General features: G+C 42.9%; 14 protein-coding genes, 1 tRNA gene and 1 CRISPR repeat array. Of the genes, 8 read left to right on the top strand and 7 right to left on the bottom strand.

What is annotated here, in order from left to right:
- The first annotated feature begins 107 nt into the window (after window positions 1–107).
- Entirely contained in the window at window positions 108–392 is a 285-nt protein-coding gene (locus CCVT_RS04350; RefSeq protein ID WP_002948088.1) for a type II toxin-antitoxin system RelE/ParE family toxin, read from the top strand.
- A 9-nt stretch (window positions 393–401) separates the two neighbouring features.
- Window positions 402–701, top strand: coding sequence for a HigA family addiction module antitoxin (locus CCVT_RS04345; protein ID WP_018135881.1), 300 nt, complete (start codon window positions 402–404; stop codon window positions 699–701).
- 24 nt (window positions 702–725) lie between these two features.
- Here CCVT_RS04345 and CCVT_RS04340 read toward each other — a convergent pair whose 3' ends face one another.
- Entirely contained in the window at window positions 726–1,901 is a 1,176-nt protein-coding gene (locus CCVT_RS04340; RefSeq protein ID WP_018135880.1) for a site-specific integrase, read from the bottom strand.
- Between the two features lie 152 nt (window positions 1,902–2,053).
- On the opposite strand from CCVT_RS04340, the gene CCVT_RS04335 reads away from it, so the two are divergent.
- The 6 genes from CCVT_RS04335 (at window position 2,054) to CCVT_RS04310 (ending at window position 6,959) form a co-directional block, all read left to right on the top strand.
- A tRNA-Leu gene (locus CCVT_RS04335) sits at window positions 2,054–2,133 on the top strand.
- A 246-nt stretch (window positions 2,134–2,379) separates the two neighbouring features.
- On the top strand, window positions 2,380–3,288 hold the full coding sequence (locus CCVT_RS04330; protein ID WP_018135879.1) for an AEC family transporter: 909 nt from the start codon (window positions 2,380–2,382) through the stop codon (window positions 3,286–3,288).
- Window positions 3,289–3,352: 64 nt separating this feature from the next.
- The gene (locus CCVT_RS04325; RefSeq protein WP_018135878.1) at window positions 3,353–3,568 is read left to right on the top strand and encodes a hypothetical protein; all 216 of its coding nucleotides are present in this window, start codon (window positions 3,353–3,355) and stop codon (window positions 3,566–3,568) included.
- The gene (locus CCVT_RS04320; protein ID WP_018135877.1) at window positions 3,568–4,230 is read left to right on the top strand and encodes a response regulator transcription factor; all 663 of its coding nucleotides are present in this window, start codon (window positions 3,568–3,570) and stop codon (window positions 4,228–4,230) included. Before CCVT_RS04325 ends, CCVT_RS04320 begins: the two co-directional genes overlap by 1 nt.
- Entirely contained in the window at window positions 4,223–5,389 is a 1,167-nt protein-coding gene (locus tag CCVT_RS04315) for a sensor histidine kinase (protein WP_018135876.1), read from the top strand. The genes CCVT_RS04320 and CCVT_RS04315 overlap by 8 nt, the downstream gene beginning before the upstream one ends.
- A gap of 91 nt (window positions 5,390–5,480) precedes the next feature.
- Window positions 5,481–6,959, top strand: coding sequence for an aldehyde dehydrogenase family protein (locus tag CCVT_RS04310; protein WP_018135875.1), 1,479 nt, complete (start codon window positions 5,481–5,483; stop codon window positions 6,957–6,959).
- Window positions 6,960–7,129: 170 nt separating this feature from the next.
- Window positions 7,130–7,947: direct repeats of the CRISPR family, unit length 30 nt; unit sequence GTTAAAGGTCATTTCTTTGGAATTTGAAAC.
- A 98-nt stretch (window positions 7,948–8,045) separates the two neighbouring features.
- Here CCVT_RS04310 and CCVT_RS04305 read toward each other — a convergent pair.
- Genes CCVT_RS04305 through fliP form a run of 6 tightly spaced genes read right to left on the bottom strand, consistent with a single transcriptional unit; the run spans window position 8,046 to window position 15,890 of the window.
- Window positions 8,046–8,912 (bottom strand): EamA family transporter, encoded by an 867-nt coding sequence (locus CCVT_RS04305; RefSeq protein ID WP_018135874.1) that lies wholly within the window; start codon window positions 8,910–8,912, stop codon window positions 8,046–8,048.
- Window positions 8,909–10,144 (bottom strand): TolC family protein, encoded by a 1,236-nt coding sequence (locus tag CCVT_RS04300; protein WP_018135873.1) that lies wholly within the window; start codon window positions 10,142–10,144, stop codon window positions 8,909–8,911. The genes CCVT_RS04305 and CCVT_RS04300 overlap by 4 nt, the downstream gene beginning before the upstream one ends.
- Window positions 10,134–13,154, bottom strand: coding sequence for an efflux RND transporter permease subunit (locus CCVT_RS04295; protein ID WP_018135872.1), 3,021 nt, complete (start codon window positions 13,152–13,154; stop codon window positions 10,134–10,136). The genes CCVT_RS04300 and CCVT_RS04295 overlap by 11 nt, the downstream gene beginning before the upstream one ends.
- A complete protein-coding gene (locus CCVT_RS04290; protein WP_018135871.1) occupies window positions 13,154–13,891 on the bottom strand; it encodes an efflux RND transporter periplasmic adaptor subunit in 738 nt (245 codons plus the stop codon). Before CCVT_RS04290 ends, CCVT_RS04295 begins: the two co-directional genes overlap by 1 nt.
- A complete protein-coding gene (locus tag CCVT_RS04285; RefSeq protein ID WP_018135870.1) occupies window positions 13,888–15,153 on the bottom strand; it encodes a TolC family protein in 1,266 nt (421 codons plus the stop codon). Before CCVT_RS04285 ends, CCVT_RS04290 begins: the two co-directional genes overlap by 4 nt.
- Entirely contained in the window at window positions 15,153–15,890 is a 738-nt protein-coding gene (gene fliP / locus CCVT_RS04280; RefSeq protein WP_026175379.1) for a flagellar type III secretion system pore protein FliP, read from the bottom strand. Before fliP ends, CCVT_RS04285 begins: the two co-directional genes overlap by 1 nt.
- Window position 15,891 lies beyond the last annotated feature (1 nt).

Here is a 15,891-nt window from a genome sequence, read left to right as displayed (position 1 = left end):
ATACAAATAATCTTATATTCACTCGTTCGGCTTGACCGAACGAGTGAATATTTTTAAAAAATAAAACATATTGACTTATACCTGAATTTCGTGTATAATCCTTAACTATGATAAAGAGTTTTGCAGACAAAGAGACCGAGCTTATATACAATGAGACTTTTTCAAAAAAGTTTCCGCCCGATGTGCAGCAAAAGGCTTTGCGCAAACTCTTGATGATAAACAATGCGGATAATTTAAACGATTTGCGCTCTCCGCCGTCCAATCGCCTAGAAAAACTAATAGGCGATAGAAAAGACGAGTATAGTATAAGAATAAACGACAAATGGCGCATTTGTTTTAAGCTAGAAAACAAAAACGATTTTTGCGACGTGCAAATAGTGGATTATCATTAAGGAGTAGTTATGAATAGAATACCTCTTCCTACGATAGGAGAAATTTTAGCTAGCGAATTTATGGAACCTTACGGCCTATCGGCATATAGACTAGCCAAAGATATAGATTTGCCGGTTTCTCGCATACAAGATATTTTACATGGAAGACGCAGAGTATCTATAGATACGGCCTTGAGGCTCTCAAGATACTTCTCGATGTCCGACGGATTTTTTATTAATTTACAAAGCGATATAGAGCTAAGAGAAAGCAAAAATAGGCAAAAAGCCGAGCTGGAAGCCATAAAGCCGATAAGCGTTATTAGCGCGTAAATATTTTATCAGTGGCAATAGATTTTATTTTTTTACTCTTTTAAAAAAATCATCTAGGCTTTCGGCAGCCACTTCTCTTCTGACCTTTGAATATCTTTTTGTAACATTTGTAGAAGTATGGCCTAGTATAGAAGCTATCTGCTCTAACGTTTTACCCTCCGAAACCAAAACTCCGCCTATCAAGTGCCTTAAATCGTGAATTCTAATTTTTATCCCAAGCTTTGCTAATATCTTTTCCCAATGAGGTCTGATCGTATTTTTATCTATTTTTTTACTCTTATCTGTTATGGCGTGAAATATATAGCCACTTTCTTGCCTATCTATATTTTTAAGGGTTTCTAAAAGCTCATTGCTTAATTTATAAGTCATAGGCTTTCTAACTTTATTATTTTCGTATCTAATATTATATATGCCATTTGGTATATTTATGTCTCTCCATTCTAAACTCAAAACCTCATTTAGTCTTCTGCCATGCGAAAGCCACACAAATATACTTCTAAACGGTTCTACCGGATAACCATATAGCGCATCGTATAGTTCCCTTATTTTTTCGTCATCTAGCTCAATATTTACCTGGTTGTCAAATTTAGGTATTTGAATCAAGCTAGCTGGGTTGGTTTTAACCATACCCTCCAAAACATACAGGTTAAACATAGGCCTAAGAGCTTCTTTAACAGATTTTGAGGTTCTAGGGCTCATACCTAAATCTAGCATTTTATTCACTATGCTTTGCAGCATTTCGGTGGTAATGTGGGTTATAGGCGTTTTGGCTAGCTTAGAATCAGACAGTATCCATTTATTTGTAAATAGATTATAGGAAGCAAGCGTATTTGAGGATAGTTGATTTTTCTTCATATCCATATATCTGCCCCACGCCTGACTTAATGTCGGTATTTTTATTTTTATCTCTTTATGCTTACCCTCTTTGAGCTTGCTCAAAAGCCCTTCTCTTTTTGACGCCACCTCCTTAATTGCTTGCAAGAAAGTGATTTTTTTATTAAAGGAATATGTTTTCTTGGTTTGAGTTCTCATGCCGCTAATATTTACAATAGTAATTCTTAATATCAGTTTATAGTCTCTACTAATGTAAGTTGGAGCTTTTACGATCTCTTTTCCAGCGAACAAATCGTCATTATTTACAAAATATATGTTTTTACAATCCGCATTATCAAGATTGACTTTAATCAGCTTATCCGCCACAGCAAAATCCTATATCTATATGATCAAATTTTTGTTAGGGTACACATTAGGGTACACATTTTTATAGCAAATTGTATAAAATTGTCGCTTATAATGAAATTATAAATATACTAAAATAGCGTAAAATATGGTATTTATAGAAAGTTATAATAATCTATAGTTTAGTAAAGACCCAGACTCAAAATCTGGTAAGAGCAACCTTGTGTCGGTTCGAGTCCGACCTCGGGCACCATTAAATTTCTCTTTCAACTACATCAAATTTTTAAGATCAAAAAACACAAACAAATTTAAAAATAGATGCAAATATAAATTTTTAGTGATAACTTACTTCAAATTAAAAGATGAAAAAGATAAATTTGTGTAAAAAGCTCTTTTTAACACAAAGCTGACAATAAATTTTTGAAAAAGTTTATTGTAATTTAATCTTTTGGGGCATATAATCAATTTTTTGTAAATTTCAAACTTAAAAGAGACTGCTATGAATTTCACACCACTTTTTGCAATATTTTTCATAATCGCAACTGGTTTTTTTGCTAAAAAAGTCGGCATTGTTGAGCAAAAGCACTCGATCTCATTTGTGGATTTTGTCCTTTGTTTTGCAATGCCTGCGCTAATCTTTGATAAAATTTACCACGTAAATGTCGATGCCTCACTTATAAACACGATCCTAATCGGCTTTGTATCAACCGCCATTAGTGCTGCTTTGGCATTTGTTATAGGCAAGGTTTTTAAATTTACCAAAATAACAACCATTAGTATGGCCATGCTAAGCCTTTTTGGCAACACCCTATTTGTCGGTATGCCTGTCATTCAGGGCTTCTTTGGCGATGCGATGATAAATGAGGTCATCTTTTACGATCAAATAGCCACTGGTATCCCGCTTTCGATCCTTGGACCACTCATCCTATCTTTTGCCGCATCAGAGAAGGTCTCATTGTTTCAAAATACAATGAAAATTTTAAAATTTCCACCATTTATAGCGCTCATTATGGGTCTTATCTTAAAAGAAGTCCCGCTTCCAGATTTTATCTTTGCGCCACTTAGGATGTTTGAAGGTAGCGTCACCCCAGTCGCACTTTTTGCGATCGGCGTTGGTCTTAACTTTAGCAGTATCACAAGCTCATATAAAGGCGTTAGTGTCGTACTTTTGTGTAAGATGATATTGCCAGCTATCGTATTTTTCATCATATTAAAAGTCTCAGGCATCCAGATGAGCAAAACTTGGGTCGTTGGTCTCTTCCAATGTGCGATGCCAACATCAGCCCTTGCAAGTGCGATGGTCATAAAATCTGGACTTGATAGCTCACTAGCCATCTCCTCGGTCGCACTCGGCGTTGCATTTAGTTTCGTCACGCTTCCGGCACTATTTTATATATTTGGTATCTAAATTTCACACTGATTTTACACTTGGCGGCTATACTTCTTTCATAATTTCTTTCAAAGGAGCAAAGATGAAAAAGTTAGTTTTAGTCGCACTTGGTGCTTTATTTATGGTCGGCGGTGCTCTAGCAGCAGACAATATGAGCTCTAATATGGACAAAAAAGACGACATGAAAAAAGAGCAAATGATGAAAGATGACATGAGCAAAAAAGACGGCATGATGAAGGACGAGATGAAAAAAGATATGAAAGATGACATGAAAGGCGATATGAAAAAAGGTATGTAATGGTAAGAATTTTGCTCGTAGAGGACGATGAAACGCTGCTTGAGATGATAAGCGAGTATCTAAACGAAAACGGATACGAGGTCATCTCATGCACGAACGCCCAAGATGCGGCGGATCTAGCCTACGAGCAAACATTCGATCTGCTCATACTTGATGTCAAGATCCCCAAAGGGGACGGTTTCTCCCTCCTTTCCTCATTAAGAAAGCTCGGTGTCACTACGCCGAGCATCTTTACCACCTCGCTAAATACGCTAAACGACCTCGAGACGGGCTATGCTAGCGGCTGCGATGACTATCTCAAAAAGCCATACGAGCTAAAAGAGCTTTTGATACGTATCCAAAGCCTGCTCAAGCGAAATTTCTCTCATACAAATAGCGAATTTATCGAGCTTGGTAACGGCTATAAATTTTACCCGCAAAGTAAAAATTTGACTAAAGACGACGCAAATGTGAGCATCTCGGGCAAAGAGAGCGAGCTGCTAACGCTATTTTTGCAAAACAAAAATAAGCTTTTAAGCAAGCAAACCATCTTTGAAAGGGTTTGGGGCTTTGATGAAGAGCCTAGCGAGCAAAGCCTTCGCGTTTATATCAAAAATTTACGCCAAATTTTAGGCAAAGACAGCATCATAAACAAAAGAGGTGACGGCTACATCTATGTCTGAAAAAGCCAAAATTTTATTTAAGATCCTATCCTTATACCTAGTCACGAGCGCCCTATTTTTGGGATATTTTTTTATAAACGACTACGAGATGAAAAAAGAAGCGCTCATATCAAATGAGGTCAAAAATTTAAAAGAGATAAAGATGGGTATCTATATGAAAGCGCGCATGAACGGCGTGAGCTCTATCGGCGCTCTCACACGTGAAAAGGGCGTGAGAGCTTGCATATTTACCCAAAACGGAGAGAAAATTTACGCCGATGAAAACTGCAGCGAAACTAGGCCAAAAAATGTATCTATCGAAGGCGGCAAAGTAGCGATATTCGAGGCTATCCAAAACATGGAAAGCAACGCCACGGACGAGCTTTCAAAGGCTAAAATTTTACTCTTTGGCAAAGATATACAAGGTGAAATTTTAGCCCTTCAGGTAAAAACGTCGTTAAATTTGATCCTTGCATTAGCAGCGCTACTTTTTGTGGCGTTTTATCTGGCAAAGCTCGCTCTAAAGCCTCTTTACATCAAGATAAACACACTAAATCGCTTCATCAAAGACTCCACGCACGAGATAAACACTCCGCTTAGCATCATCATGATGAGCATCGAAACGGCTGATAAGAGCTCGCTAAGCCCTAGAAATCTAAAGCGCATGAACAACATTGAGCTGGCCGCAAAGAGTCTTAGCAACATCTATGACGACCTCGTTCATCTCACGTTTAGCTCGGGCAAAAGCACAAAAAAAGAGCTCATCGACCTACACGAGCTGCTTTTAGAGAGGCTTGATTATTTCGCGCCGTTTTTTGCAAAGCGAAATTTAAAAATAACCACGTATCTAAGTGCTTCTAGCATAAACGCAAATCGCTACGAGATGACTAAAATTTTAGACAACCTTCTTAGCAACGCCGCAAAATACACAAACCTCGGCGGCAACGTAGCCATAAATTTAGCCCCGAACGCCTTTAGCATCACAAACAGCGGCGAGGGCATCAGCAAAGAGCAGCAAAGTAAAATTTACGAGCGCTACACTCGCTTTAATAGCGACCAGGGCGGCTTTGGCATAGGCTTAAGCCTAGTCAAACAATCCTGTCAAAACAACGATATATCCATAAAATGTCAAAGCGAGCCCGGCAAAGATACGACGTTTTTGCTTGAGTGGCAAATTTAAAATCCAAAAAAACGAAGCCCGTCCTCTTTAATTTTACTTAAATTTTAATGGTATTATAATTTGAATATCATTTCAAAACAAGGAGACAAAAATGGCAGAACTTTTAAGCAAATACGGTCTTTTCATAAATGGCGAGTGGCGCGACGCTAAAAACGGTGCGACTCTAAAAACATACGATCCCGCAAACGGGAAATTCCTAGCAGAGATAGCCGATGCGACCGAAGAGGACGTAAATGACGCCGTCAAAGCGGCACGTGCGGCATTTAATAAATTTAGGCACTCGACCGTTGCCGAGCGTAGCCGTCTTTTAAACAAGATAGCCGATGTCATCGAGGCTAATAAAGAGCATCTGGCGCGTGTCGAGACGATGGATAACGGCAAACCCATCCGCGAGACGCTAAACGTCGATATCCCGTTTGCAGCCGAGCATTTTAGGTATTTTGCCGGTGTGATCGCAGGCGAGGAAGGTAGCGCGAACGTGCTTGATGAGAAGCAGCTTTCTATCGTGCTTCGCGAGCCTATCGGCGTCGTCGGTCAGATCGTGCCTTGGAATTTTCCGTTTTTGATGGCGGCTTGGAAGCTAGCTCCGGTCATCGCGGCCAGCGATGCGAGCGTATTCAAGCCTTCAAGCGAGACTAGCCTTAGCGTGCTGGAGCTGTTTCGCCTGATAGCAGACATCTTGCCAAAAGGACTCGTAAATATCGTGACCGGCAAGGGTAGCAAGGCCGGCGAATGGCTGAAAAATCACCCCGGCATAGATAAGCTCGCATTCACAGGCTCAACGGAGATCGGCCGCGACATAGCCATAGCCGCCGCACAGCGCATCATCCCTGCCACGCTCGAGCTTGGCGGAAAGAGCGCGAATATCTTCTTTGGCGATGCGGACATAGAAAAGGCGCTTGATGGCATACAGCTTGGAATTTTATTCAACCAAGGGCAAGTTTGCTGCGCGGGCTCCAGGATCTTCGTAGAAGAGGCATTTTACGATAAATTTATGGCGGCTGCGATCAAGAAATTTGAGAATATAAAAGTCGGCGATCCGCTCGATCCTAACACTCAAATGGGCTCTCAGATCAATAAAAAGCAAGCCGAGCAAATTTTAAATTATGTCGAGATCGGTAAAAAAGAAGGCGCTAAAGTCGCGGTCGGCGGCGAGGCATATACCGCAAACGGGTGCGACAAAGGTGCTTTCGTAAAGCCTACCTTGCTAACTGACGTGACTAATGACATGCGCGTGGCGCAAGAGGAGATATTTGGCCCTGTCGGCGTCGTCATCAAATTTAAAAACGAAGAAGAGCTTTTAAAGATGGTAAACGACAGCGAATACGGCCTAGGTGGCGGGATCTTCACTCAAGATATCACGAAAGCCCTACGCGTAGCTCGCTCGATGGAGACCGGGCGCGTTTGGATAAATACATACAACCAAATCCCTGCAGGCAGCCCGTTTGGCGGGTATAAAAACTCAGGTATCGGCCGCGAGACGCATAAGATCATCCTAGAGCACTACACTCAGATGAAAAATATCATGATAGATCTGACCGGCAAACCAAGCGGCTTTTATAAACAATGATTTAGGGGGATACGCCCCCTAAATTTCAGACGATCGAAGTGTTTTTTAAGCTTTTGATAATACGTATTGGCTCTTTTCTAATCGTCAAATATTTTAAACATTAGCTGATTTAAGGAGTAAAAACATAGGCCTTGACTTTTAATAGGCCTATATTTTTATCTTTATACGCTATTAAAGGTCATTTCTTTGGAATTTGAAACGGTATAATTTTGAATAAAAATTTTTGGCTTCAATCTTTCGTTAAAGGTCATTTCTTTGGAATTTGAAACTAGGCAATAAGGCAGAGGATGACAAGGATGCTCATAGTTAAAGGTCATTTCTTTGGAATTTGAAACCGTATGTGAAACATTGTATTCTCCTATGTCAAATGTATGTTAAAGGTCATTTCTTTGGAATTTGAAACCGCATTGCAAAAAAGCTCCAAGAGCTATGGCGGGTTAAAGGTCATTTCTTTGGAATTTGAAACTACTAGGCTAAGCCCCAAAAGTGGCGTATTGCTAGGTTAAAGGTCATTTCTTTGGAATTTGAAACCCTGTAAAAGTATTGAAATTTTCACCGGGTTGGCGTTAAAGGTCATTTCTTTGGAATTTGAAACAAGAAGCGGTCAGAAATGGTAAAAATATAGTTGTAGTTAAAGGTCATTTCTTTGGAATTTGAAACGCAGTCGATGAAGCTTTTAAGAAAGCTTGCAAGCTTGTTAAAGGTCATTTCTTTGGAATTTGAAACAAATGAGAGTCTCTTGCATTTAAAATGAGAGTGGAGTTAAAGGTCATTTCTTTGGAATTTGAAACGCGCTGCAAGATGAAATAATCGATAAAAATCCTTTGGTTAAAGGTCATTTCTTTGGAATTTGAAACGAGGGTGGGGATAATATTTCAGCTACGTTCCATGAGGTTAAAGGTCATTTCTTTGGAATTTGAAACGATGTTTTCATGATGCGCGATATATTTTCGTTTATGTTAAAGGTCATTTCTTTGGAATTTGAAACCAGATACCAACAAAACCCACAATATACGCTCCTTAACACCAAAGACTATACTCACTACTCTGCCTCGGCAAATTTCAACAAAAATCATAAATTCCGGCCTACGCTACCGCCCTATTCTCATAAATTTTCACGATTTTTTTATGCACCATCAGCGAAACATACATTATCGCTCCGCCAATAAGCAACCTCAAAAGATCCGCGTCTTTGTGCCAGATCACTAAATTTACGATAATAGCGGCCGGGATGAGCGCGTTGTTCATGATGGCAAGCACACCGCTATCGACTTCGCAAGCGCCTTTGTTCCATAGATAATACCCAAGTCCGCTAGCCACGATACCAAGCCAAAGCAAGACCAAAATCTGCGTGGCACTCGGGTTCATCCGCTCAAAATTCCCAAACGCCAAAAGCGCTGCTAGGGTCACGAAAAACGCACCGAAATGAAAATATCCAAACACGCTTTTTTGGCTCACGTTATATTTTTCAAGCAAAATTTTATATGCACTTTGCCCCGCTCCAAAGCATAGATTCGCACCTTGAACGAGCAAAAAGCCCTTTAAAACGCCCTCGTTTATCGAGCCGTATTTTATCACGAGCGCGCCAAAGACCGCGATGCCAACGCTGAGCAGATAAAGCGCTCTAAACCTAAGTGCGAACGCGTCATAGACTATCGTCACGTAAAATGGCGTAAATATCGTAAATAGCGCGACCTCAGCGACGCTAAGATACAAAAACGAGTTGTAATAAAAAAGATACATCACGCCGATTTGCACCGCACCGATCGCCATCACGCCAAGTGCTAGGCGTAGCGGCACGCGCCTAAATTTCGTAAATGGCAAAAATACCGCGCAAGCAAGCGCCACACGCGCAAAAACGGCAAAATAGCTATCCAGCCGCCCGGCTAAAAATTCGCCTATCAAACTAAAGCTAAACGCCCAAAGTATCGTCACAAAAACGAGCTTTTTCATCCTTTTATCCTCGTAGTGACATCCTCTGCGCGCTCGTAAAAATATTCAAGCTTCGTGATCTCGAGCTCGTCGCTGTCTAGTATGAAATTTAGCCTGTCGCTGAAATTTTTATCAAGCAAAAATAAAAATTCTCCGTATTTGATCGCTCCACTTTGGTAACGGCGGGTAAAATTTTGCAAATTTTGCTTCAAGGCGTCTTGCTTTAGCTGGGCTATCTGCACCTGCGATGTCAGGCGCTTTATCTTGCTCTCAAGCCCGCCAAGTCTCGCAGCCAGCATACTCTCTTCGTCGCTTAGCTCAAGTGCGGCCTTTTGCTCTTCTATGCGCTTTATCTGGCTCTGACGACTGGCCGCCAGACTGTCCGGCAGGCTCCATTGAAACTCAAGCATCGGTCTGTTCGCATCGGCGTAGCTACCTAGCATCTGCGAGCCGCTTTTATCGCCCTTTTTAAAGCTATCGTTGCTAAAGCCTTGCGAGTCTTTCAGATAGACCTTTGGTGTGAGCTTGCTCTTTTCTTGCTGGCTTTGTTGCTCTTTTATGATCTGATCTTGGCGTGCGGCGGCGAGCTTTGCGCTTAAAATTTCTTTGCTAAAATCAGGCATTTGCACCTTTGAGCCGGCAATGAAGTCAAGATCGCCGTTTGAGAGCAGATTTATACGCGATTTTAGCTCGGTGCGCTTTAAATTTAGCTCTTCAAGCTCGCTTTTATGCTTTGCCAGGACGAAATTCAGCGCATCGAATTCATCCTTGCCGATCTCGTTATACTCGTAAAAAAACTGCGCCTCCTCAAGCAAGGAAGCTAGCGTGCCGATATATCCGTCCTCAAGCGCTATGAGCGAGTCCAGCGCTACGGCGTTAAAGTAAATTTTACCTATCTGAAAAGCAGTCAAATTTGCGAGCTCCTCGTTTTTGTAGATGTCGATAGTGTTCGAGTGGGCTAAAATTTTATTTGCAGCCTCGCTCGCACCGCCGTCAAAGAGCAGATACTCGATCTTTGCCGTAATGCTGCCCGCCTTTGTCATGTAGCCGCCCTCGATGCCGGGCACAAAGGTATATCGCCCGTCAAAAGAGATATTTAGCCGTTTGTTTTGCTGCTCGTCAAACGACGTGTTTTTGTTAAATTTGCTCAAGCTCTCTTGCTTTGCACTTTGAGCCAAGGCTATGATCTCGGCTAAATTCCCGCCATAAACGGCGCAAGCAAGACATAATAGTATCAAAATTTTAATCTTCAAATTTCGCCCTTTCGTAAAATTTTCTAAGTTTTTTATCAAGTTTATAAACGACTTCAAAGAGTGCCGGCACGATAAGCAGCGTCAATACAGTCGAGCTTACAAGCCCGGAGATGATAGAGATCGCCATCGGCGAGTTGCCCTCGTATCCAGCACCCCTTGAAAGTGCCAGCGGCAGCATCGCAAATATCATCGCAAAGGTCGTCATCAAGATCGCTCTTAGGCGCCTTTTGCCCGCCTTTATCACGGCCTCGTCGATACTCATGCCCTCATTTGCAAATTTATTGGCAAAATCGACCACCAAAATCGCGTTCTTGCCGACCATTCCAAAAAGCAGTATGGCTCCTACCATCACAAAAAGACTGAACGAATTCCCGCTCAAAAACAGCCCCAAAACGACGCCGCCAAAGGCAAGAGGCATGGAAATCATGATGATGAAAGGCAGCATAAAGCTCTCGTAAAGCGCGGCCAGGATCATATAAATAAGCACCGCGCTAAGGCTTATCGTAAAGATAAATGCGGCGTTTGTGTCGTTCATCAGCTCGATAAATCCAAGAAACCTATACTTGTATCCTTGCGGCAAAAATTCGCCTATATGCGCCGAAACGTCGTTTGAGACCTTATTTAGCGCTATGTTGTAGATATTTGCTAGAAATTTCAGCTGATTTTCACGGTTGAACCTATCTAGGCTAGGCTGCGACTTCACTTCGTTAAATTTAGCGATATCGCTTAGCGCTATCTGCTCGCCCAGGGCGTTTTTTATCTTGAGGCGCTTAAGAGAGTTTATGTCACCTCTAAATTTATCGTCAAAGCGCATATAGATGTCATACTGCTGGCGCGAGTCGTCAAATGTCGAGACTAAATTCGAGCTAAAAGAGCGGTAGATCGTAGAGGCGATGTCTTGTTCGGTGATTTGTAGGCGTTTTGCTTTGTCCTTATCGATCGAGATCTCGATCTGCTCGCGCTTGTCCTCGTTTGGAGAGCTGACATCCACCACGCCGCCGATGTTTTCCAGCATCGCGCGCACCTTTGGCGTGAGCTCGTCTAAAATTTTATTATCACTGCCGGTGATGATGAGCTGCACGGGCTGCGTATCTCCGCCCTCCACGACAGGAAGGTCCGCCACCGTGAGGCTAAGCCCCTCGCGCTTAAATTCGTTTCTATACTGCTCCATTATCGCGCTTTGACGATCTTTCCTTTCGCCAAGCTCCTTTAGCCTCACGTATCCTCGCGCCAAATATGCCTGCCTGGCGTCGGTGTAGCCTATGAGTAAATAAGCATACTCCACGCGCTCGTCGGCGTTTATTTTTGACATTATGTCCTCAAGCTTTGCTCTCATGGCCTCTGGTGTGATAGATGGATCGGCTTTGAAAAATATGTCGAATTCGCTGTTATCCTCAGTCGGCATGAAGTCGCCTCCGATAAATCTGGCAAGCGACATAGAGGCGAACAAGGCCAGCAAAGAGAGCACGATAAAGGTGATCTTAAATTTTAATATGACACCCAAAAGGCGCTCATAAGAATTTTCTATAAATTCAAAAAACGGCTCCGTTTTGTGCCAAAAGGCGCTCTCATTCGCGCTTATGAAACGTGCGGCGATAGAGGGGATCAGCATTACGCTGACTAAAAACGATACCACGATGCCGGCCGAGACGCTCATCGCAAAGGAGTTGAAGTATTTTCCGATGATACCGCTCATAAATGCGATCGGGATAAACACGCAAAGTAGCACGCTAGAGATGCCAAGCACGCTGAATGCGATCTCTTTTATGCCTTCAAAGCTGGCCTTCAAAGGATCGGCTATATCTTGCATCTTTTTGGTTATATTTTCGATGACTACTATCGCGTCATCGACGAAGATACCGATGCCAAGCGTGAGAGCTATCAAAGTCAGGCGATTTATGTCGTATCCTAGCACATCCATTATAAAAAACGTGCCGATGATGCTGGTTGGTATCGCGATGACGGAGATGAGAGTGGACGAGAAATTCCTCAAAAATACAAAAACGATGACCATCGTAAGCATCACGCCAAGCACCATGTCAAAGCCCACCTGGCGTATGTTTTTCATCATCGTAAGGCTCTTGTCAAAAGCTACCGTGACGCTATACCCGTCGCCTAAAAGCCGCCTGAATTCATCAAGCCTGGCTTTTGCGTTTTGTATCGTTTTTAGAGCGTTTGCGCCGCTTACTTTCTCAAGCTGCAGCATCACGCCTTTTATATCTTTCATCAGCGCGATAGAGTCCTCGTCCTCGTGAGAAAATTCCACCCTTGCCACGTCCTTTAGGAAAATTCCGTTTGCAAGGCGCAAATTTTCAAGCTCGCTTATCTTTCTGGCATCGAAATTCGATTTTATGGAGATCTGCGTCGCGTTATTTTCTATCTTGCCAAGAGGCATACGCAAATTTTGCACGTTTATGATATTTGCAATGTCACGCGCCGTGAGTGAAAATTTATCGAGCAAAAACGGGTCTAGGAAAATTCTTATTTGAGGCTGCAAAAAGCCGACCTCTTTTACCCTGCCAACGCCTGGTATGCGCTGCAAAAAGGGCTTTGCCTCATCGTCTATCTTTTTCATCAGCTTTGTGGCATTGCCGTCTTTTGCACTGATAAAAAGGCTAAATATCGCGCTACCGCCGCCACTTAGCTTTTCTATCTTGTAGCTGCCGTTTATACGCGCCTTTGCCATGCGGTCGCGCACATCGTTCGCAGCGGCTTCGATGTTCTTTTTTAGATCGAATTCTATCGTCACCAGACTTAGGCCGTCAAAGCTGTTTGAGTAAATTTTCTTTATGCCTTCGACGCTGGCGATCTCGTCCTCGATCTTTTGAGTGACTTTGCTTTTTATAAAGCTCATATCGCCGTCTGCATAGGTCGTGACCATGATTATCGGGATATCGACCTCCGGATAGAGATTCACGCTCATCGTTCGCAGTGAAAATACCCCGAAAAACAGGAGCGAGACAAAAAACATCAGTGTCGTTATCGGGCGGTTGATCGCGAATTTATACATTATTTTGCTACCACGTATCCTTCGCCAAAGAGGCCCGGCTTGATACCTTTTACGTAAGCCTCGGCATAAAATTTACGATTTTTAGGCTCGATGATCGGATAAACTAGCGAAATTTCAGCGCTTTGCTCGTTTGCCTCGCCGTCAAGCTTAAAGATAAATCTATCGCCTACTTTTACGGCGTTTGCAAATTTCTCATCGATCGCGATAAGTAGCTTTGAATCGCTGGAATTTATGGTAAAAGCGCTTTGCATCACAGCGCCCACGCCCTCGCCTACCTCAATGTTTTTTTGCACCACTACCGCATCAAACGGCGCTTTAAGCTGCTTTTTATCGAGGATATTTTCTATGTTTTTTATGGCGATCTTTGCGCTTTGCTCGTCTAGTGCCGCCTTGTCGTAGCTAAATTTCGCCTCGTCAAAATTTTGTTTTGAGGTCACATCTTTTACTTTCTCGAATTTTTTCAGGGTATTTAGGGCGAAATTTTTAGCCGTGACGGCCAAAGCTAGGTCATTTTTAGCCTTTTGAAGCGCTATTAGCTCGCTGCTGTTTTCAAGCCTCGCAAGGACATCGCCCTTTTCTAGAGTATCGCTCACATCGACATTTACGCTTGAGACTATGCCTGAGCTCTCAAACGCAAGCTTGGAGCTATTTTTAGCCAAAACCTCAAACGTCGCATAAATTTTCTCCTCGCCAAAGCAAAAGCAAAGCGAGGCTAAAAGCATCAAAATTTTTCTCATTGCACCACCTTTTGCGCGATGTCTACGCCGCTCTCGTAAAAATACTCGGCCTTTTTTATCTCAAGCTCGTCCACGCTCATCTCAAGCGCACTCGCCGCGTCAAATTTCGCAGCCAAAGCCGCCAAAAATTCCGTATAGCCAAGTAGACCCGATTCATATTTTTTGACGCTTGCCTCAAGGCTCGCATCGGCTGCTTTCACGTATTGCTCGAGGGCTGAAATTTTACTCGTCAAAACCTCGATATCGTTTTTTAAATTTTTAAGCTTGAGCTCGTTTTCTCGGCGTTTGTAGTCTAAATTTAGCCTCGCTTGCAAGGAGGCTATACGCGCACTTTGTTTTTCTTTGCTGGTCGCTTTGAAATCGAAAATTTTCCATTTAAAGCCCACGCCAAGCTGATTGCTCTGCGAATTTTTCTCAAAAAATTCATTCACGTAAGGCCTATATCTCTCAAACTCGCCCAGCGCAAAATCATAATCGTTCCTGTAAAAGCCGTAGGTGTCGTAGATGAATATCTGAGGCAGCTGCTTTGAGCCGACCTCCTGGACTCTGCGCTCACTGGCTAGAAGCTGCTCGTTCAGCGCTTTTAGATTTAGATTTTCAGAGGTCTTGCTAAAATTTGGCATTTGCAGAGAGTCTCCGCTTTGCGGGATGATGGCTTGGGCGCTGATTAGTTCGATGGAGCTTAGAATTTCATTTTGCTTTTGCTTAAATTCCAGCGCCTCGCTCAAAGATAGATGATATTTAGCTCTTATGCTCTCCAGCTCGTCAGTGGCCGCCAGCCCCGCACTTTGCATCTTACCAAGGCGCTTTAGAGCTGAATTTAGATACTGGCTTTGAGCGTGCTTAGCGGCGATGATCTTTTCTAGCGCGACGGCGTTGAAGTAAAGATTCGCGCTTTGATACGCCAGATAATTTCTAAATTCCTCGTCCTCCAAGACGGCTTTGTTTTGCAAATGGCTTAGGATCTCATCTCTAGCCTCGCGCGCTCCGCCGTCGTATAGTAAAAATTCGACCTTTGCCAGGATGCTAGAGGAGCTTTTTGGCGTCAGCATCGAGCGATCGCCGTAAGTGCGGTGCATGCCGCCCTCCAAGCTAAGGCTTGGCAGATAGGAGTTCGCTACGCTTTCGCGCTCAAGTTTCGCCCTACTCGCCTCATAGGCTTTTATCCTCGCAGGCTCGGAATTTTGGGAATTCTCGATAATAAATTTTAAATTTGCTGCCGATAAAACGATCGGAAGCAAAAAAAGTAAAATTTTAAACATTAGTGAAAGCTTTTTACTAGATTTCCTACGAGTAAATTCCATCCGTCTACGAGGACGAATATAAGCAGCTTAAACGGCAGCGAGATCATCACGGGCGGCAGCATCATCATACCCATCGCCATAAGGACCGAACTTACTACCATATCTATAACCAAAAAAGGTAAATATAACAAAAATGCTATCTCAAAGGCCGTCTTGAGCTCGCTTATCATAAATGCGGACATCGCTATGCTAAGCGGGATATCGTCCATGTTTGAGGGGTTTTGCAGATCTCTTATCCTAAAAAATAGCGCCAGATCCTTTTCTCGCGTATTTTTGACCATAAAATTTTTAAACGGCTTCACGCTACGCTCGAACATCTCCTCGTATCCTATCTGCTCGGCCAAATAGGGCTTCACGCCCTCGTCGTAGCTTTGTCTGCCGATAGGCTCCATTATGAAAAACGTTAGCACCATCGCAAGTGAGATGAGCACGGTAGATGGCGGCACTTGCTGTGTTCCCATGGCCTGACGCAAAAACGAAAATACGATGATGAGGCGCAAAAAGCTCGTCATCATAAAAACGAGCGACGGAGCGAGGGTAAGGATCGTTAAAAAGATAAGGACATTGAGAGAATTTACGAGCTGTTGCGGGCTGCTTGGGGCACTCAGGCTTAAATTTATGGTAGGCACGACAGGATCTGCCGGCGCTCCAAAGCTTATACAAAACAAAGCGGCTAGGATAAACAGCGCTCTCATC

Origin of the sequence: Campylobacter curvus (genome assembly GCF_013372125.1) — a bacterium.
Classification (GTDB): Bacteria; Campylobacterota; Campylobacteria; order Campylobacterales; family Campylobacteraceae; genus Campylobacter_A; species Campylobacter_A curvus.
Note: the sequence above shows the minus strand (reverse complement) of the source record. Positions and strands in the feature narration are given on the sequence as shown.

Bases quoted from the DNA above. Each gene is read 5' to 3' on its own strand.
- CCVT_RS04315 (WP_018135876.1), top strand. From the start codon at position 4,223: ATGTCTGAAAAAGCCAAAATTTTATTTAAGATCCTATCCTTATACCTA.
- CCVT_RS04305 (WP_018135874.1), bottom strand. From the start codon at position 8,912: ATGAAAAAGCTCGTTTTTGTGACGATACTTTGGGCGTTTAGCTTTAGT.
- CCVT_RS04310 (WP_018135875.1), top strand. From the start codon at position 5,481: ATGGCAGAACTTTTAAGCAAATACGGTCTTTTCATAAATGGCGAGTGG.
- CCVT_RS04325 (WP_018135878.1), top strand. From the start codon at position 3,353: ATGAAAAAGTTAGTTTTAGTCGCACTTGGTGCTTTATTTATGGTCGGC.
- CCVT_RS04330 (WP_018135879.1), top strand. From the start codon at position 2,380: ATGAATTTCACACCACTTTTTGCAATATTTTTCATAATCGCAACTGGT.
- CCVT_RS04320 (WP_018135877.1), top strand. From the start codon at position 3,568: ATGGTAAGAATTTTGCTCGTAGAGGACGATGAAACGCTGCTTGAGATG.
- CCVT_RS04350 (WP_002948088.1), top strand. From the start codon at position 108: ATGATAAAGAGTTTTGCAGACAAAGAGACCGAGCTTATATACAATGAG.
- fliP (WP_026175379.1), bottom strand. From the start codon at position 15,890: ATGAGAGCGCTGTTTATCCTAGCCGCTTTGTTTTGTATAAGCTTTGGA.
- CCVT_RS04345 (WP_018135881.1), top strand. From the start codon at position 402: ATGAATAGAATACCTCTTCCTACGATAGGAGAAATTTTAGCTAGCGAA.
- CCVT_RS04290 (WP_018135871.1), bottom strand. From the start codon at position 13,891: ATGAGAAAAATTTTGATGCTTTTAGCCTCGCTTTGCTTTTGCTTTGGC.
- CCVT_RS04295 (WP_018135872.1), bottom strand. From the start codon at position 13,154: ATGTATAAATTCGCGATCAACCGCCCGATAACGACACTGATGTTTTTT.
- CCVT_RS04285 (WP_018135870.1), bottom strand. From the start codon at position 15,153: ATGTTTAAAATTTTACTTTTTTTGCTTCCGATCGTTTTATCGGCAGCA.